Below are 17,284 nucleotides of genomic sequence, written 5' to 3' on the forward strand. Positions count from 1 at the left end.
CAATTGATTTTTACGGGACCGCGGCAATGGTTCATACCAATTCGCCGCCGGGCCGAGGCGGGCGGGCGTTCGAAAGCGCGGAAATGGTTTAGACCACGTGGCCGGTAAGGCCGCGTACCGGTGAGTCGGCCGTACGGAGCCGCTCGGGTGCGATATAAACGAGCCACCCTCCGACCACAGCCAAGGGGAGGGTTTCCTGTGTCGCGAGCGGTGTCGCGAATGGTGCCGGCACGCGGGACGCCGGCGCGGCAGGCGTCGGCACCGAAGGCATCGGCGCGGCGCGTGCCGATGTGGGGCGTGCCGACGCGGGGGGTGCCCGCGCGGAGGCTCTGGCCGGTGACGGCGGCGGTGGCCGCCGGACTGGCCGCGCTGATGGCGGCCACCGGATGCGAGGGCGCGCGGGTCACCCCGGAGCAGAGCGTGTCGGGCGCGCCGGGCCTGGCCTGGAAGCCGTGCGAGGAGACGGCGTCGTCGTCCGGCTTCGAGTGCGCGACGCTCCAGGTGCCGCTCGACTACGCCGCGCCGTCCGGCAGGAAGATCGGCATCGCCCTGGTCCGGCTGCGCGCCACCGAGCCCGGCCGGCGGCTCGGCTCGCTCGTCTTCAACTTCGGCGGCCCCGGCGGTTCCGGCGTCACGACGCTCATGCAGGCGGCGCACGCGTTCTCCACCCTGGGCGGCCGCTACGACCTCGTCAGCTTCGACCCGCGCGGAGTCGAGCGCAGCAGCGGCATCCGGTGCCTCAGCGGCCCGAGGATGGATTACTTCCTCGCCCACGAGCCCAGCGGCGACGCCCGGTCGGAGAAGAGCCTCGTCGCCGAGTTCACCCAGGGGTGCGAACGCGAAGCGGGCTGGATCCTGCCGTACGTCGGCACGGTCAACGCGGCGCGCGACATGGAGGCGCTGCGGGCGGCGCTCGGCGACTCCCGCCTCAACTACCTCGGGTTCTCCTACGGCACCCATCTCGGCGCGGTCTACGCCACCCAGTTCCCCGGCAAGGTCGGCAGGATGGTGCTCGACTCGGCCGTCGACCCCTCGGTCACCCTGCTCGACATGTCCAAGACCCAGGCCCTCGGCTTCCAGAAGGCCTACGAGGACTACGTGGCTGACTGCGCCAGGACCCGGACGAGCTGCCCGCTCGGCGCCGACCCAGCCGCCGTGAAGGCCGACGTGCTGAAGCTGCTCGACTACCTGAACCGCAGGCCGCAGAAGCAGGGCGACCGCGAGATCACCCAGAACATCGCCAGGGCCGGCATCACGCAGGCCCTCTACAGCAGGCTCACCTGGCCGCTGCTCACCGAGGCGCTGAAGGAGGGCGGGAAGGGCGACTACAGCGGCCTGCTCACGCTCGCCGACCAGTACGCCGGGCGGCGGCCCGACGGCAGCTACTCGACCCTGCAGTTCTCGCTGCCCGCGATCCTGTGCGCCGACACCACCGACCGGCCGTCGGTCGAGGAGGCCGAGAAGCTGGCCCGGCGGCTCAGGGCGCGGACGCCGGTCTTCGCGCCGACCGCGGCCAGCGCCGGGTCCTGCAGCGTGTGGCCGGTGCCGGGAGACGACGGCGCGCGGCGGGTCGACGCGAGCGGCTCGGGGCCCATCCTGGTGGTCGGCGTGACCAACGACCCGGCCACGCCGTTCCAGTGGGCGCCGCGGCTCGCCGGTCAGCTGCGCACCGGGGTGCTGCTGACCCTGGACGGCGAGGGCCACGGCGCGTACGGCCAGAGCGGCTGCATCGACGACCGCGTCAACGCCTACCTGCTGGAGGGGCGGGTGCCGGCGAAGAACACGCGCTGCACCTGATCCCCCGGGCCCTCACGGTCCGCGCGGCCCGTCCCCGGCCCTCTTCATCGGTGACGCGGAAGGCCCCGCCCGGGAGATCTCCCGGGCGGGGCCTTCGGTGCGCCGATCAGTCGTTCAGGTGCTGACGCAGGTAGGACTCGACCTGGTCGAGCGCGACCCGCTGCTGGGCCATCGTGTCGCGCTCGCGGATCGTCACGGCCTGGTCCTCCAGGGTGTCGAAGTCGACCGTGATCGCGAACGGCGTGCCGATCTCGTCCTGGCGGCGGTAGCGGCGGCCGATGGCGCCCGCGTCGTCGAAGTCCACGTTCCACCGGCGGCGGAGCTGCGCGGCCAGGTCGCGGGCCTTCGGCGACAGGTCGGCGTTGCGCGACAGCGGCAGCACCGCGACCTTGACCGGGGCGAGGCGGTGGTCGAGGCGCATCACGGTCCGCTCCTCCATCACGCCCTTGGCGTTGGGCGCCTCGTCGACCGTGTAGGCGTCGAGGAGGAAGGTCAGCGTCGCGCGGTCCACACCGGCCGCCGGCTCGATTACGTACGGCACGTAACGCTCGCCCGACTCCTGCTCGAAGAACGACAGGTCGGTCCCCGACGCCTTCCCGTGCGCGGTGAGGTCGAAGTCGGTGCGGTTGGCGATGCCCTCCAGCTCACCCCACTCGCCGCCGGCGAAGTTGAAGCGGTACTCGATGTCCACCGTCCGCTTGGAGTAGTGGGACAGCTTCTCCTTCGGGTGCTCGTAGAGCCGCAGGTTGTCCTTGTTGATGCCGAGGTCGACGTACCAGCGCAGGCGCTCGTCGATCCAGTACTGGTGCCACTCCTCGTCGGTGCCGGGCTTGACGAAGAACTCCATCTCCATCTGCTCGAACTCGCGGGTGCGGAAGATGAAGTTGCCCGGGGTGATCTCGTTGCGGAACGACTTGCCGACCTGCCCGATACCGAACGGGATCTTCCGGCGGGCCGACTGCTGCACGTTCAGGTAGTTGATGAAGATGCCCTGGGCGGTCTCCGGCCGCAGGTACGCCAGGCCCGACTCGTCCTCGACCGGGCCGAGGAAGGTCTTCAGCAGGCCGCTGAACTGCCTGGGCTGGGTGAAGGCGCCCTTGTTGCCGCAGTTGGGGCAGGTGATGTCGGCCAGGCCGCCCGCGGGCTCGCTGCCGTGCTTGGCCTCGTACGCCTCGAGCAGATGGTCGGCGCGGTACCGCTTGTGGCACGACTGGCACTCGGTGAGCGGGTCGGTGAACGTCTCGACGTGACCGCTGGCCTGCCAGACCTCGCGGGCGAGGATGACGCACGAGTCGAGGCCGACGACGTCGTCGCGGCCCTGCACCATGGCCTTCCACCACTCGCGCTTGACGTTGTTCTTGAGCTCGACACCCAGGGGTCCGTAGTCCCAGGACGCCCGCAGGCCTCCGTAGATCTCGCTCGACGGGAAGACGAGCCCGCGGCGCTTGGCGAGGCTGACGATCGTTTCCAGGACGTCGGTGCGACGTGCCATCAGTGGGACTCCATCCGGCTGGGTGTCGGCGTTGAGATCGGGTCGGTGCGGATCGAGGTCAGGTTCAGATCGAGGTCGGCGATGCGCCGGCGGCTCGCTCAAGCGGTCGGGCTCGGCCCGGCCGCCTGCCCGCGGCGGCGGCGACGTCCGGCCACCTGCCCGGATCCGTGCCCAAGCTTAGGGGAATCCGGCGGCCCCGCGCTCACGGCTTGCCCGTGGTCCCCGCGTTCACACCGGCGCCCGGAGGCGCGTAGACCTCCTCGAAGGCCCCCGGCTCGTTGATCATGAGGGTCATCAGCGGATACATCTCCATCCGCGCCGCCGACAGGGCGCGCCGGTAGTGGCCCGCTCCCTCCCACTCGCTGACCAGCGCCCACAGCGCGGGCTCGTCCACCGCCCTGCCGAGCCGTCCGCGGAGATAGCCCGGCTGCGCGGCCAGCAGGTCCAGGATGGCGCGGGCCTGGGTGGCGAACTCCTCGGTGCGGGCGCCCGGCACCGAGTAGCGGATCACGGCGAGCATGCCGCCCAGCATGCCACCCTCTCCCGTACGGCCCGCCGCGAGGGGGCGGGCGAAGGGGCGCGGGAGGCGCGGGCGGGGCTAGGCTCTCAGGCGTGGGAAGCGAAACGGAACCGCCGCGCCGCCAGGTCCCCGCGCATCCCCTGGCGCGCAGGCCCGCCGGGGAGACGCAGGCGCGGGGAGCACGGGCGGGAGGAGCGCAGGGGCGATCGCCGCGCCCGGTGCGTCCGCTGCCCGCCGGCGAGCACTTCTTCACGCCGGGCGCCATCGGGGCGCGCCGGACGGTCGAGACGAAGAGCGCCCCGCTGCTGGTCTTCCTGTTCCAGATGCCCCGGTGGCTGGCCCCGGTGGTCCTGGTGGCGCTGCTCATCGCCGGGCTCGTCGTGCCGGACTGGCGCGGCGGCGTGGCCGTGCTCCCGGTGCTGGCGTTCATCGTCTGGCTGGCCTACCTGTCGTGGCCGTCGCTGCGGCCGATGGGCCGGTTGCTCCGCGTGGCGGTCGGGACCTTCCTGGTTCTCCTCGTCGCGACCCGCTTCGGGCTCTTCTGACGCGAGCCGTCCCCAGGTCCTCGCGGGTGCCGCCGGTCGCACGGCGCCGCTCGACCTGCCGGACACGACCTAGTCTGTACTTCGTAGGGCGCAGTGCGTAGGGCGCCGCCGTACCCGGGAGTCCTTGATGACCAAGAGCCGCGACGCCGTCCACGAGATCCTCCGCCAGAGCGGCGGGTTCCGCAGCGCGCAGGACGTGTTCGCCGAGATGCGCGCGGACGGCTCGAAGATCGGCCTCACGACCGTCTACCGCGCGCTCCAGTCGCTGTCCGACGCGGGGCGGGTCGACGTGCTGCGCACCGACGAGGGCGAGTCGGTCTACCGGGCCTGCCAGAGCGACACGCACCACCACCACCTCGTGTGCCGGCTGTGCGGGCGCACGGTCGAGGTGGCCGGGCCGGACGTGGAGCGGTGGGCCGAGGTCGTCGGGGCCGAGCACGGCTTCATCGACGTCACCCACACCGTCGAGGTCTTCGGCACCTGCTCCTCGTGCGCCGCGTCACGCGGCGCGGCCACCCCTTCGGCGACGCCCGCGAAGACGGTGGGAAAGGCCGCCGGGAAGGGCTGACCCCGCCCCGCGCGGGCCTCGCGGGGAGTACGCTTCCTGCGCCGCGCCAAGCCCGCCGCGACAGAAGGAGATGGCGTGCCGTTCAGCCATGACATGGTGTACTCGCTGGCGACGGTGGTGGACCTCGTCAACACCGGCGCCGGCGAGCGCGACGGGCTGGCCGAGGTCGCCGACCTGGCGGAGTTCGTCGGCAGGCGCGAGGTCAGCGGGGTGCGGACGCTGACCCGGCGGGACCTCGCCGAGGTGCGGGCCCTGCGCGAGGCGTTCCACGCCGTGTTCACCGCGCCCGACCAGACGACGGCGGTCAAGGTGCTCAACACGCTGCTGGGCCGCACCCGCATCACGCCCAGCCTGACCGAGCACGACGGCCACCCGCTCCACGTCCACTACTTCGCGCCGGACGCGTCGGTCGCCGAGCATCTGGCCGCCGACTGCGGTGTCGCGCTCGCCCACGTGCTCGTGGAGAACGAGCGGGAGCGGCTGCGCACGTGCGCCGCGCCCGACTGCTCACACGTCTTCGTGGACGAGTCGCGGAACCGGTCCCGGGTCTACTGCGACAGCCGCACCTGCGGCAACCGCATGCACGTGGCCGCCTACCGGGCCCGCGCCCGCCGTCGCGACGCCTCCTGACACCTGCCGTCGCGGGTCCGGCTACCGGGCAGAGGCGGGGACGGCCTCGTTCGGCAGCGCGCCGCCGTACCTGCGGTCGCGCTTGGCGTAGATCTCGCACGCCTGCCACAGGTCACGGCGGTCGAAGTCGGGCCAGAGCTGGTTGAGGAACACCATCTCGGCGTAGGCGGACTGCCAGAGCAGGAAGTTCGAGGTGCGCTGCTCGCCCGAGGACCGCAGGAACAGGTCGACGTCCGGGATCTCCGGCTCGTCGAGGTAGCGGGCGAAGACCTTCTCCGAGACCTTGTCGGGCTTGACCCGGCCGTCGGCGATGTCGCGGGCGAGCCGCACGGCCGCGTCCACGATCTCCGCGCGGCCGCCGTAGTTCACGCAGAACTGCAGGGTCAGCGTGCTGTTGCCGACCGTCCTGCGCTCGGCGTCCTCCAGCTCCTTGATCACGCTTCGCCAGAGCCGGCCGGGCCGCCCGGCCCAGCGGACCCGTACGCCCATGGCGTCGAGCTCGTCGCGCCTGCGCCGGATGACGTCGCGGTTGAAGCCCATGAGGAAGCGCACCTCGTCGGGCGAGCGCTTCCAGTTCTCGGTCGAGAAGGCGTACGCGGACAGGTAGGGGATGCCGATCTCGATGGCGCCCTCGATGACGTCGAACAGCGACGCCTCGCCCATCTTGTGCCCTTCGGTCCTCGGCAGCCCGCGGGCCTTGGCCCAGCGGCCGTTGCCGTCCATGACGATCGCCACGTGACGCGGCAGCAGGGCGCGCGGAATGTCGGGTGGAGTGGCCCCGGACGGGTGTGGAGTGGGAGGACGAACCATGTAGCGAGCGTATTGCGTCCGGAGCGGTCCTCAGGTGCGGAAGACGTGCGGATCCGGTGCAGGTTCGGCATCCCCGGCGCCGGGCCACTCCCGCTCGACGTGGCGCAGCGAACGGATGCCGTGCTCCAGGTGCCACTGCAGGTAGGCCGCCACCAGGCCGCTGCACTCGGTGCGGTGCCGCGGCTCGGAGGAGTCAGCGGCGGCCCAGTCGCCCCGCAGCAGAGCGATCATCAGCGCGATCGTCTCGGCCGCGGGAACGGCCGCGCCGGGCGGGCGGCACGCGCCGCAGACCACCCCGCCCGCCACGATCGCGAAGGCGCGCGCCGCCTCGGCGCCGCACCGCGCGCACTCCGACAGCGCGGGGGCGTAGCCCGCCACCGCCAGCGAGCGCAGGAAGAACGCGTCGAGCACCAGCCGGGCCTCGTGGCCGCCCTGGGCGAGCGTGCGAAGACCGCCGACCAGCAGCAGGAACTGGCGCAACGCCGGCTCCTTCTCCCCCACGGTCAGCCGGTCGGCCGTCTCCAGCATCGCCGTGCCCGCCGTGTATCTCGGGTAGTCGGCGACGATCGCCTCGCCGTACGGGTGCAGGGTCTCGACCTGCGTGATCACGTCGAGCGACCTGCCGCCGTGAAGCTGCAGGTCCACGTGTGAGAACGGCTCCAGCCGCGCGCCGAACCGCGACATGGTCCTGCGTACGCCCTTGGCCACTCCCCGGACCTTGCCGGTGCGCCGGGTGAGGAGGGTGATGATGCGGTCGGCCTCGCCCAGCTTCTGGGTGCGCAGCACGACGCCCTCGTCGCGGTAGAGGCTCACTCCGTCATCGTAGGGTCCGCCCGGTGGCGGGCGCCCCCTCGGGCCCCATACGAGGCTTTCACCCCACTCCAGCGCATGAATGGTGAAAATTCGGTAATGATCCGGCGACGATGCCGAGTGGCAAACCCGGACGAAGCTGTACATCTAGCGGCCGTACGGTAAACCTGGGGTGCCACGTCCGAGCGGAAAGGTCACTAAGCTTTGGCCTCCGGCGGACTTCCCCGCGCCGGTCAAGCCCCAAGGGCCTGACTCCCCCGTTGCGTGAAAGGTTGCCATGACCCGCGTGGTCCTGCTGGGCGCGCCGCCCGGCCCGATCGCTTTCCCGCCGCCCGGCGGCCGGCCCGCCCTGCCCGCGGCCATCACGCTGACCTCGCTTCCCGGGGCGCCCTCCGCGTACGACAGGCTGCTCGCGCAGGCCGCCGCGCTGGACCCCGAGCCGACGACGATCGCCCGGCCCGGCGACGCGGCGGCCTACGCCCGGCCGTACGGCCGCGTGGTGGAGAGCCGGGACGTCGCCGGAGACCTGCGTGCGCTGGCCGACGTGGCCGAGGCCGCCGAGGACAACCTGCTGATCCTGCCGGCCGACTCGCTGGTGCACGACGAGCTGATCTACCAGATCACCAAGGCCAAGCGGGGCGCCCTCGCGCTGATCGTCCGCCCGGAGCGGGACGAGAACGCGCCGATCGAGGAGATGGTGCCGATCGAGGAGGCCGTGCCCGAGATCGGCTCGCAGTTCATCGAGGGGCTGCCCCAGCGCACCCGCGCGGGCCGCGGCCGGATCATCTCGGTCGGCACCGCCTACCACGCGGTGACCCGGCCGAACGCGGCGCTGCTCGGACCGCTCCACCTGCACCAGCGGCACCTGCCGACCCTCGCCGAGGCCGCCCGCGACCTGGCGGAGATGGCCCACCTGTTCGGTCCCGAGGACGACCTGACCGAGCTTCTCGTGCTCGGGCTGGTCCGGCGCGGCGTCTCGGTCGGCCGGCGGGGCCGCCGCGACCTGTTCTTCCGCCGCGTCCGGAGCCAGGCCGAGGCCGACGAGGCGCAGGCGGAGATGGCCGGCTACGACGAGGACCGGGCCCGGCTCGACAACGCGGTGAAGGGCGCCGACGGCTTCTTCACCACGTTCTTCGTCAGCACCTACTCGCGCTTCATCGCCCGCTGGGCGGCCCGCCGGGGGCTCACCCCCAACCAGGTGACGCTGATCTCGATCGCCCTCGGCCTGCTGGCGGCCGGCGCGTTCGCCACCGGCACCCGCTGGGGGGCGATCGCCGGAGGGGTGCTCATCTACTTCGCGTTCGTCTTCGACTGCGTCGACGGGCAGGTCGCGCGGTACGCCCGCAAATTCGGCGTGCTCGGCGCCTGGCTGGACGCCACGTTCGACCGGTTCAAGGAGTACGCCGTCTTCGTCGGCCTGGCGGTCGGTGCGACGGTGTCCGGGCAGTTCGGCGACGGCGAGGGCGTCTGGACGCTGGCGCTGGTCGCGCTGGCCCTCCAGTCGGTCAAGCACCTGCTCGACTTCTCGTTCGGCGCGGCCAACCGGCGCAAGGCGCCGGTGCCGCTGCCCACGCTGGACCTCACGGTCGCCGACGACCGCCCGCTGCGGGAGGCGCTGGAGGAGCGCAGGGCGAGCCGGAGCACCGGAGTGCGCGGTCTGCTGCGGCTCTGGACGAAGGCCGGGAAGTTCCGCCCGGTCCACTGGGCCCGCAAGATGATCGTGTTCCCCATCGGCGAGCGCTTCGCCGCCATCGCGATCACCGCCGCGTTCTTCGACCCCCGGGTCACGTTCCTCACGCTGATCATCTGGGGCGGCGTCGCGGCCACCTACACCCTCACCGGACGTCTCCTGAGGTCACTCGCATGATCACCCAGCCGCAGGCCATCACCCCGCTCCCCGACCCGGACGAGGAGCGCCGCCGCGTCCAGACCGCGCGCCTGCTCGCCTACCGCGACGACGGCCCGCTCGCGACCGCGCTGAAGGGCACCCTGGGCCGGCTGCTGCCGCCGGTGCCCGCGACGGCGGTGGCGCTGCTCGCGATCGTGGCGGCGGCCGTCGCCGGGATCCTCACCGACGGCCCGGTCCTGCTCCTCCCGGTGGCCGTGCTGCTCGTGCTGGTGCTGCCGACCGCCGGCCGCGACCACCTGGGCCGCTTCGACTGGCTCACTCCCCCGCTGCTGCGGGCCGCCGAGTTCCTGACGATCATCCTGCTCGGGCTGGCCGAGAGCACGCCCAAGTGGCTCCTGTTCGTGCTCATCTACGTGATCGGCTACCACACGTACGACACGGTCTACCGCACCCGGCAGGGCATCTGGCCCCCGGCGTGGCTCTACCGGGCGGGGCTCGGCTGGGAGGTCCGCCTGCTGATCCTGGGGGCGGGCGCCGCGGCCGGGTGGCTGACCCCCGTCGCCGCCGTCCTCACGGCCTACCTGCTCGTGCTGTTCGCGGTCGAGAGCATCACCAGCTGGGTGCGCCTGGACAAGGCGTCCGCACAGGCCCAGGCCGACCAGGACCTGGAGCAGTCGCCCGAGGACGCCGCCGAGCAGGCCACCGGCGACGCCGACCAGGGCTGAAGCGGACCTGACCAGGGCTCGACCCGGAGCCGGCGCGGCCCGGGGACGGCGTGCGGGAAGACGGCGGGAAGAGGGACGGCCCGGAGGCGGGCGGGACGTGGATCGGCGGGCGGCGGGCGGTCAGTAGGAGGATCGCGCGTCGAACAGCGCCCAGACCACCTTCCCGCCGCCCCGGGTGAGGATCCATCCCCAGGCCGCGCACAGCGCGTCGACCAGGTGCAGCCCGCGACCGGACTCCGACAGATCGTTCCAGGGAGACAGCGCGGGCACCCGCGCACTGGCGTCGCTCACGCCACAGCCGATATGAAAACGGTGCCTCACCAGCCTCAGCCGGATCGGCGGGGCGCCGGCGGGCTCGGCGGGCGCGTGCCGGAGCGCGTTGGTCACCAGTTCCGACACGACGATCTGCGCATCGGACACCAGGTCGCCGGCGTCCCAGCCGCTCAGCGTCCGGGCGGTGAAGTCCCTGGCGACTGCGGGCGAGGTGGTGCGCTCGTGGATGTCACACGTCGCCGACGCGGGCAGGGACAGCCCGGCGACGTCGTCCCCTTCGAACATCGCGGTCAGCCACGAAGGCGCGGTCGCGGCTCCCGGGCCTGCCAGGTCTGCTGTCATCGCGGGTCCCTCGGGTCTCACCATTACATGATGTGAATTTCCCTGCCGTCGTGTATCTTGCCCTGCGCCTTGCGGGTGCAAGCGCGCGTGCACGTGCAAATGTCGGATGCCATCGACTTTTCGTGGAAGTCCCCAGAAAACCCCGCCTCGGACCCCATCCGGTAGGATGATCAACCGAATACTCCTCCGTCCGACCTGTTTCGCCCCTCGGACACCGGTTTCACGAGGCAATCACCCGGAGCGTCGCCAATGGAGACCACGTGAACGCGCAGGCGGAAAACGCCCCCTCGTTACCGTTCGGGCTCGCCCGAAGCGGCCCGACCGCCCTGCGGCTGGTGCTCGGCGCGCAGCTCCGGCGGCTTCGCCGGGAGAGCGGCATCACTCCGGAGACGGCCGCGCACACCATCCGCGCGTCCCACGCGAAGATCAGCCGGTTGGAGCTCGGCCGGGTCGGCTTCAAGGAGCGGGACGTCGCCGACCTGCTCACGTTGTACGGCCTGACCGACCCGGACGAACGGGCAGTGCTGCTGGACCTGGCCCGGCAGGCCAACCTCCCCGGCTGGTGGCACAAGTACAGCGACGTGCTGCCGGGCTGGTTCGAGTTCTACGTCGGGCTGGAAGAGGCGGCGTGCCTGATCCGCTGCTACGAGCTGCAGTTCGTCCCCAGCCTGCTGCAGACCCCCGAGTACGCGCGGGCCACCGTACGGGTGGCCAACTCGGGACGGTCCGCCGACGAGATCGACCGGCACGTGGACCTGCGGCTGCGCCGCCAGAAGCGGCTGACCGGGCCGGACGCCGCGACGCTGTGGGCCGTGGTGGACGAGGGGGTGCTGCGCCGCCCGGTCGGCGGCCCGGAGGTGATGCGGGCCCAGCTGGAGCATCTGATCGAGGTGACCGGGCGGCCGAACGTCACGCTGCAGGTCGTGCCCTTCGACCGCGGCGGGCAGTTCACCGTGGGCGGGCCGTTCTCGGTCCTGCGCTTCGACGCGCCCGAACTGCCCGACGTCGTCTACCTGGAGCAGCTCACGAGCGCCCTCTACCTGGACAAGCCGGAGGACACCGAGGCGTACACGCAGGTGCTGAACGCGATCTGCGTGGAGGCCCACTCGGCCGAGCGGACGACCGCACTCCTGGAGGAGCTGCTGGCCGCCTACCGGTGACCTGCGGGACGGCGTCCGGGACGGCCGCGCTCACCCGCCGGAGGCCTGGCCGGGCCGCCGGCCGGAGAAGAACGCCTGGCAGGTCTCGGCGAAGGCGACCGCCCGGGCGGTGGGCCGCACACCGCGCACCGAGGCGAGCACGACGTCGAGCGCCGGGACGTCGTCGCTGATCGGCACGCACGCCACCCGCCCGCCGTCGTAGGTGTGGTCGCTGTCGGCCCGCTGGTTCAGTATCGAGTAGCCGTGCCCGCCGGCCACGAGCGCGCGGGCGGTCTCGTAGCTCGACGTCCGGAAGCGCACGCGCGGCTCCGTCGGATAGATCGCCCGGAAGTAGTCGCGGCTGCGCGGCAGGTCGAGCAGGATCATCGGCTCGGTGGCCAGGTCCGCCAGCGACACCGCCTCCGCCTCCGCCAGCGGATGCCCCAGGGGAAGCAGCGCGTACGGCCTGGCCTGGGTGAGCGGCCGGATGTCGAGATCGAGGGCGAGGTCGATGGCGTAGACCAGGGCGACCTCGCACCTGCCGTCCAGCAGCGCCGCCTCCATCGCGGACAGCTCGCCCTCGGCGACGCTGACCCGCACCCCCGGATAACGCCCGGCGAACTCGCGCAGCAGGCGCGAGAGGTAGAACGGCGCGAGGGTCGTCAGGCAGCCGACCGCGAGCTCGCCGGTGAGCGAGCCCGCGAGGCCGCGCGCCGACTGGGCGAGGGCCGCCGCGTGAGCGAGGAACTCCCGCGCCTCGACGAGGAAGCGCTCGCCCGCGCGGGTCAGCGACAGGCCGCGGGCGTGGTGGCGGATCAGGAGCTGGACCCCGAGCTCCCGCTCGACCTGGGCGATCGCGGCCGAGATCGCCGACTGCGCGACCATGAGCTCTCTGCTGGCCGCGGTCATACTGCCGAGCTCGGCCGCGGTTACGAAGTAACGCAGCTGGACGAGGGTGAAGTTGGCGTCCGCCACGCCACCCATTGTGACCGTCTCCGGGCCCGCTGGCGCCCGCGATCCGGTATCAACTTCGAATGCCTTTTCCGGCCCCTGATCAGGCCTTTTCCCAACGGAAACGATTCGCGCCCAGCGCGAGCCCTCCGATCGCGAGGGCCAGGGACACGATCACCCCCCACAAAACGGCCGACGCGCCGTAGGAACCGGAGAACAACGCCCGCAGTCCCTCGACCGCGTACCGGAACGGCGTGAGCCGCGACACCACGTCGAGCCAGGCGGGGGCGAGCGACATCGGCAGCAGCGCGCCCGACAGCAGCATCAGCGGGACCACCACGGTGGACATCACGGGCGCGAACAGTTCCTGCCGCATCGTGAGCGCCGCCGCGTACGACAGCGACGCCATGCCGACGGACAGCACGGTCATCAGGAGCAGGGCCGCCAGCACCCCCGGGAGCGGGGCCCGCAGCCCGAGCGCGTAGCCCGCCACGATGATCGCGACGGCCTGCACGAGCAGCACCAGGCTGTCTCTGAGCACCCGGCCGAGCAGCAGCGTGACCGGGCTCACCGGGGCGACGCGGAGCCGTTCGAGCACGCCGAACCGCTGGTCGAAGACGATGCCGAAGCCCGCCATCCCCGCGCTGGTCAGCGCGAGCTGCACCAGCAGGCCGGGCACGAGGACGGCCCACGACCCGACGCCGCTGCGGGCGAACAGCGGGCCGAACAGCACGAGGAAGAGGAACGGCTGCACGGCGCCGAAGGCGAGGCTGACCTTGCTGCCGAAGGAGGTGCGCAGGTAGTGGCCGGTCAGGACGGCGAGAGCGGTCACGCGGCGGCTCCCTCGCGCAGCTCGCGGCCGGTGACCGCGAGGAAGACCTCGTCGAGCGTGCGCGCGCCGTGCTCGGCCTTCAGCCGGTCCGGGGTGCCCTCGGCGACGATCCGGCCGTGGTCGATGATCAGGATCCGGTCGCAGAGCGCGTCGGCCTCCTCCAGGTAGTGGGTGGTGAGGAAGACCGTCACGCCGTCGCGCTCGCGCAGCCGCCGGATGTGGTCCCACAGGTTGGCGCGGCTCTGCGGGTCGAGCCCGGTGGTGGGCTCGTCGAGGAAGAGCAGCCCGGGCCGGTGGAGCAGGCCCATCGCGATGTCGAGCCTGCGCTTCTGGCCGCCCGACAGCATGACCGTCGTCCGCTCCTCGACCCCGGCGAGGTCCAGGGCGGCGAGCAGGGAGGTCACCCGGGCGCGGGCCTCGGCCCGGCTCAGGCCGTGCAGGCGGGCCTGGAGCACGAGTTCGTCCCCGACCGGGGTGAACGGCCCGAACGCGCCGCCCTGGGCGACGTAGCCGATGCGCCGGCGTACGGCCACCGGGTCGGCGAAGAGGTCGGCGCCCGCGACCGTGGCGGTGCCGGACGTCGGACGCAGCAGCGTGGTCAGCATGCGCAGGGTGGTGGTCTTGCCCGCGCCGTTCGGGCCGAGGAAGCCGACGATCTCGCCCGCGGAGACGTCGACGTCGATCCCCCGGACGGCCTCGGCCGTCCCGAACGTCTTGGTGAGCCCTCTGACGTGAATCATGCCCGGTAGAGTAACACCAAATTTGGAGTCACTTAAAGTTTGTGTTCGTCCTTAGAATCGGGACATGGAAGAGGGCCTGCGGGAGCGGAAGAAGCGGGAGACCCGGCAGCGGATCTCCGACATCGCGACGGGGCTGTTCCTGGTGCGGGGGTTCGACAACGTCACCGTGGCCGAGGTCGCGCGGGCGGCCGACGTGTCGGTCAACACCGTGTTCAACTACTTCCGCACGAAGGAGGATCTGTTCCTCGACCGCAGCGAGGAGAGCATGGACGTGCTGGCGCGAGTGGTCCGCGAGCGACGGCCCGGCGAGACGGCGGTCGAGGCGGTGCGGCGCGACTTCCTCGCGGCCCTGGACTCCGGCGACTGGCGCTACGGCATCAACGAGGGCGCGGACGTCTTCGTCCAGCGGATCCGGGAGAGCCCGGCGCTGCAGGCCCGGATCGAGATGATGAGCCGGCACCGTGAGGAGCGGCTCGCCGCCGTGCTCGCCGACGAGACCGAGGCCGATCCCGACGACATGACCCCGTCCCTCGTGGCGGCCCAGATCCGCGCGGCGGTCGAGGCGCTCACCCGGCACTTCGCGATGCGGCGGCTCGCCGGCGAGGAGGGCTCGGGCATCGTCGCGGACCTGCGCGCGCACGCCGAGCGCGCCTTCGACCTGCTGGAGCGCGGGGTCGGCGACTACTGCCTGCGGCCCGGGCCCCCGGCCGTCAGCCTCCCGCCAGCCGGTGAGCGGACCACACCAGCGCCTCGGTGACGCGGTGCTGCGAAAGGCCCAGGGTCCGCCGCTGGAACAGGTACACCTCGGGCGCGAACGGCGCCAGCACGCCGTCCGCCATGCCGTCCGGATCCGGCGCCCCCGACTCGGTCAGCAGAATCCGGACGTGCGCGCGCCAGAAGCCGTACGCGCCGGTGCCGAATCTGGCGCTGCCGGTCTCGGCCCCCAGGACGAGGTGCAGGTGACGCTCCAGCAGGTCGACCATGGCGACGCAGAACGCGGCGAGCCGCTCGGCCGGTGAGGCCCCCGGGCCGAGCGGCGGCGGCCCGCTCAGGATGTGCTCCTGCAGCCGCCGCTCGTGCTCGTCCAGCAGCGCCGTGGCGATCGCCGCGACGTCCGGATAACGGCGGTACAGCGTCGCCCGCCCCACGCCCGCCTCCTTGGCGATCTCGTCCATGGTGACGTTCCGGGCGTCCCCGGCGGCGAAGAGCCGCTCGGCCGCCGTGAGCACGCGCACGCGGTTGCGCGCGGCGTCCGCCCGTTCCCGCACCTGGGCCGGCCGGACCGGCTGGAGATCGAGCACGAGCGGTTCGCGGCCGGTCCCGGACGCGTCCGGCGATGGCACGCCGCCGTTCGACCGGTTCACCCCGGGTTCCCTCACCCCGTCGCTCATGACCTCATCGTAGACCGGCGGCCCAACCATGTGGACATCGCGTCCGGTTCTCGTCTAGGCTCATGTGGACATGGTGTCCACTTATCTGAGTTCCACTGCCGAGAGGATGGCGATGCACTCCCTGTTCCTCGCCGCGGCGCTGCTGGCCGGCTGCCTGCTGGCCGTGCAGGCGTCGGTGAACCTCCAGCTCAACAAGGCCGTCGGCACCCCGTACGGCGCCTCGACCCTGCAGCTGAGCGTGGCCACGGCCGTGCTGGCGCTGCTCGCGGTCACCGTGGGCGCGATCGGCGCGCTCCACCTGCCGCCCGGCGTCCCGTTCTGGCACCTGCTGGGCGGTCTGGCCAGTCCGCTCTACATCACCAGCGGGATCCTGCTCTTCCCTCGCCTCGGCGCCCTGGCCGCGGCGGGGCTGTTCGTGACCGGGCAGATGTTCGCCTCGCTGGGACTGGACCTGTTCGGCCTGCTCGGCGTCGCGCCCAAGCCGCTCAGCGCCGGCATCGCGCTGGGCGCGCTCGCCGTCCTGGCCGGCATCACCGTCGTCATCCGCGGCCAGAGCCTGATCCGGACGCCGGCCCAGACGCCGGCCCAGACGCCGGCACCGGCGCGGGCGGCCTCCGGCACCCTCGGCGGCGGTGTCTCCGGGCACGGTGGGAGCACCGGCGCCGGCGCCCCGGCGGCGACCGCCGGGACGGCCCCTCGGCCGGGCGGCATCGGCCGGAGCGGCTGGGTCCTGCTCGGCGTCGTCGCCGGTGCGGTGCTGCCCGTGCAGGGCGCGGTCAACGCCCTGCTGCGCAGGGAGATCCACCAGCCGGTCGCCACCGCCGTGATCAGCTTCGTCGTGGCCACGATCACCATCGCCGTCGTCCTGGCCGCGCTGCTCGCGCTGGGCCGCACCCCCCGGCCGCGGCTCGGCGGGCTGCGCACGATGCCCTGGTGGGGATGGCTCGGCGGCGGCTGCGCCGCGGTCTACGTCACCGCGACCTTCACGCTGATCCCCGCGATCGGCGCCGCGGCCACCGTCGCGCTCACCGTGACCGGCCAGCAGCTCGCCTCCGCCGTGATCGACCACCACGGCCTGCTGCGGTTGCCCCGGCGCCCGCTCACCGCGGCGCGCCTGGCCGGCCTCGCCCTGCTCATCGCCGGTTCTGTGCTCGTCCAGCTCGCCTGACCGGACGGGCCGCAGGAGAGAACGGGCAGCAGGAGAGAACGGGCGCGGCGCCGTCCGATCGGCGGGAGAACGCGGAGGGGCGCGGACCCTGCGGGGGCGTCCGCGTCCGCGAAGCCGCGCGGGTGAGGCGGCGGCTGTATACAGGTCCACGTGAGGTTGGACGAGCTCGATCGCGCCATCATCCGGGCCCTCGTCGAGGATGCCCGTGCGACATACGCCGAAATAGGCACTCAAGTGGGGTTGTCGGCTCCGGCCGTGAAGCGGCGGGTCGACCGGCTGGTCGCCACCGGCGCGATCACCGGTTTCAGTGCCCGGGTCGAGCCGTCGGCCCTGGGCTGGACGACCGAGGCGTACGTCGAGCTCTACTGCCGGGGCAAGACCTCCCCCGCCGAGATCGGGCTGGCGGTCTCCCGGCACCCGGAGGTCGTCTCGGCCTGCACGGTCACCGGTGAGGCCGACGCCCTGCTGCACATCCGCGCGACCGACGTGCGGCACGTCGAGCGGGTGATCGAGCGCCTGGCGGCCGAGCCCTTCGTGGTGCGGACGAAGAGCTCCATCGTGCTCTCCCGGCTGATTAACGGATCGCCGCAATCGGGGTGAAGGACGCAACCGATCCCCAGGTGATCGCAACGTGGGCGCATTGGATTGCCGTCCGCCGATTCCTACGCTGAAGTCCCGTTCACCGGTTTCCCGCTTGGAGTC

Annotated in this window: 19 protein-coding genes; 10 read left to right on the top strand and 9 right to left on the bottom strand. The window is 72.4% G+C overall.

The genetic code is table 11. From position 1 onward, the window contains the following. Positions 1 to 336 precede the first annotated feature (336 nt). Positions 337 to 1,797 (top strand): alpha/beta hydrolase, encoded by a 1,461-nt coding sequence (locus tag FED44_RS17780; protein WP_244302031.1) that lies wholly within the window; start codon positions 337 to 339, stop codon positions 1,795 to 1,797. A gap of 106 nt (positions 1,798 to 1,903) precedes the next feature. Here FED44_RS17780 and FED44_RS17785 read toward each other — a convergent pair whose 3' ends face one another. Together FED44_RS17785 and FED44_RS17790 are read right to left on the bottom strand one after the other, a co-directional pair. Continuing rightward, a complete protein-coding gene (locus tag FED44_RS17785) occupies positions 1,904 to 3,289 on the bottom strand; it encodes a glycine--tRNA ligase (protein ID WP_138461350.1) in 1,386 nt (461 codons plus the stop codon). A 202-nt stretch (positions 3,290 to 3,491) separates the two neighbouring features. Beyond that, complete coding sequence (locus tag FED44_RS17790; RefSeq protein WP_111700838.1) at positions 3,492 to 3,809, bottom strand: antibiotic biosynthesis monooxygenase family protein; 318 nt, start codon at positions 3,807 to 3,809, stop codon at positions 3,492 to 3,494. A gap of 92 nt (positions 3,810 to 3,901) precedes the next feature. On the opposite strand from FED44_RS17790, the gene FED44_RS17795 reads away from it, so the two are divergent. The 3 genes from FED44_RS17795 to FED44_RS17805 all read left to right on the top strand — a co-directional run bounded on the left by FED44_RS17795 (position 3,902) and on the right by FED44_RS17805 (position 5,552). After that, entirely contained in the window at positions 3,902 to 4,354 is a 453-nt protein-coding gene (locus FED44_RS17795) for a DUF6703 family protein (protein WP_244302032.1), read from the top strand. A 127-nt stretch (positions 4,355 to 4,481) separates the two neighbouring features. Continuing rightward, on the top strand, positions 4,482 to 4,922 hold the full coding sequence (locus FED44_RS17800) for a Fur family transcriptional regulator (protein WP_111700825.1): 441 nt from the start codon (positions 4,482 to 4,484) through the stop codon (positions 4,920 to 4,922). A 75-nt stretch (positions 4,923 to 4,997) separates the two neighbouring features. Further along, positions 4,998 to 5,552, top strand: coding sequence for a CGNR zinc finger domain-containing protein (locus FED44_RS17805; RefSeq protein WP_208759036.1), 555 nt, complete (start codon positions 4,998 to 5,000; stop codon positions 5,550 to 5,552). Between the two features lie 21 nt (positions 5,553 to 5,573). On the opposite strand, the gene FED44_RS17810 is transcribed toward FED44_RS17805, so the two are convergent. Further along, a complete protein-coding gene (locus FED44_RS17810; RefSeq protein ID WP_111700824.1) occupies positions 5,574 to 6,362 on the bottom strand; it encodes an isoprenyl transferase in 789 nt (262 codons plus the stop codon). 30 nt (positions 6,363 to 6,392) lie between these two features. Continuing rightward, positions 6,393 to 7,175, bottom strand: a complete 783-nt coding sequence (gene recO, locus FED44_RS17815; RefSeq protein ID WP_111700823.1) for a DNA repair protein RecO — start codon at positions 7,173 to 7,175, stop codon at positions 6,393 to 6,395. Positions 7,176 to 7,449: 274 nt separating this feature from the next. Between recO and FED44_RS38100 the strand changes: the two genes are divergently transcribed. Together FED44_RS38100 and FED44_RS38105 are read left to right on the top strand one after the other, a co-directional pair. Further along, complete coding sequence (locus tag FED44_RS38100; protein WP_138461351.1) at positions 7,450 to 9,039, top strand: CDP-alcohol phosphatidyltransferase family protein; 1,590 nt, start codon at positions 7,450 to 7,452, stop codon at positions 9,037 to 9,039. Beyond that, complete coding sequence (locus FED44_RS38105; protein WP_111700821.1) at positions 9,036 to 9,746, top strand: DUF5941 domain-containing protein; 711 nt, start codon at positions 9,036 to 9,038, stop codon at positions 9,744 to 9,746. The genes FED44_RS38100 and FED44_RS38105 overlap by 4 nt, the downstream gene beginning before the upstream one ends. Before the next feature lie 120 nt (positions 9,747 to 9,866). Here the strand turns inward: FED44_RS38105 and FED44_RS17830 are convergent, their stop codons facing one another. Next, entirely contained in the window at positions 9,867 to 10,361 is a 495-nt protein-coding gene (locus FED44_RS17830) for an ATP-binding protein (RefSeq protein ID WP_208759037.1), read from the bottom strand. Between the two features lie 260 nt (positions 10,362 to 10,621). On the opposite strand from FED44_RS17830, the gene FED44_RS17835 reads away from it, so the two are divergent. Beyond that, complete coding sequence (locus FED44_RS17835) at positions 10,622 to 11,521, top strand: helix-turn-helix domain-containing protein (RefSeq protein ID WP_111700819.1); 900 nt, start codon at positions 10,622 to 10,624, stop codon at positions 11,519 to 11,521. Between the two features lie 30 nt (positions 11,522 to 11,551). Here FED44_RS17835 and FED44_RS17840 read toward each other — a convergent pair whose 3' ends face one another. From FED44_RS17840 to FED44_RS17850, 3 genes are all read right to left on the bottom strand, one after another. Continuing rightward, positions 11,552 to 12,484, bottom strand: coding sequence for a LysR substrate-binding domain-containing protein (locus FED44_RS17840; protein WP_111700818.1), 933 nt, complete (start codon positions 12,482 to 12,484; stop codon positions 11,552 to 11,554). A 70-nt stretch (positions 12,485 to 12,554) separates the two neighbouring features. Continuing rightward, entirely contained in the window at positions 12,555 to 13,283 is a 729-nt protein-coding gene (locus FED44_RS17845; protein WP_138461352.1) for an ABC transporter permease, read from the bottom strand. Beyond that, positions 13,280 to 14,023 (bottom strand): ABC transporter ATP-binding protein, encoded by a 744-nt coding sequence (locus FED44_RS17850; protein WP_111700816.1) that lies wholly within the window; start codon positions 14,021 to 14,023, stop codon positions 13,280 to 13,282. The genes FED44_RS17845 and FED44_RS17850 overlap by 4 nt, the downstream gene beginning before the upstream one ends. 64 nt (positions 14,024 to 14,087) lie before the next feature. On the opposite strand from FED44_RS17850, the gene FED44_RS17855 reads away from it, so the two are divergent. Continuing rightward, positions 14,088 to 14,780, top strand: coding sequence for a TetR/AcrR family transcriptional regulator (locus FED44_RS17855; RefSeq protein WP_111700815.1), 693 nt, complete (start codon positions 14,088 to 14,090; stop codon positions 14,778 to 14,780). Here FED44_RS17855 and FED44_RS17860 read toward each other — a convergent pair. Continuing rightward, positions 14,734 to 15,414, bottom strand: coding sequence for a TetR/AcrR family transcriptional regulator (locus FED44_RS17860; RefSeq protein ID WP_138461353.1), 681 nt, complete (start codon positions 15,412 to 15,414; stop codon positions 14,734 to 14,736). The two genes, FED44_RS17855 and FED44_RS17860, sit on opposite strands and share 47 nt — an antisense overlap. 112 nt (positions 15,415 to 15,526) lie before the next feature. Here FED44_RS17860 and FED44_RS17865 point away from each other — a divergent pair, with 112 nt between their 5' ends. Beyond that, positions 15,527 to 16,582 carry a DMT family transporter gene (locus FED44_RS17865; protein WP_138461354.1) on the top strand — a complete coding sequence of 352 codons (1,056 nt, stop codon included), beginning with the start codon at positions 15,527 to 15,529 and terminating at the stop codon, positions 16,580 to 16,582. Positions 16,583 to 16,732: 150 nt separating this feature from the next. Continuing rightward, on the top strand, positions 16,733 to 17,182 hold the full coding sequence (locus FED44_RS17870; protein ID WP_111700813.1) for an Lrp/AsnC family transcriptional regulator: 450 nt from the start codon (positions 16,733 to 16,735) through the stop codon (positions 17,180 to 17,182). Positions 17,183 to 17,284 lie beyond the last annotated feature (102 nt).

The sequence above is a fragment of the Microbispora triticiradicis genome (genome assembly GCF_005864065.1).
GTDB classification, from domain to species: domain Bacteria; phylum Actinomycetota; class Actinomycetes; order Streptosporangiales; family Streptosporangiaceae; genus Microbispora; species Microbispora triticiradicis.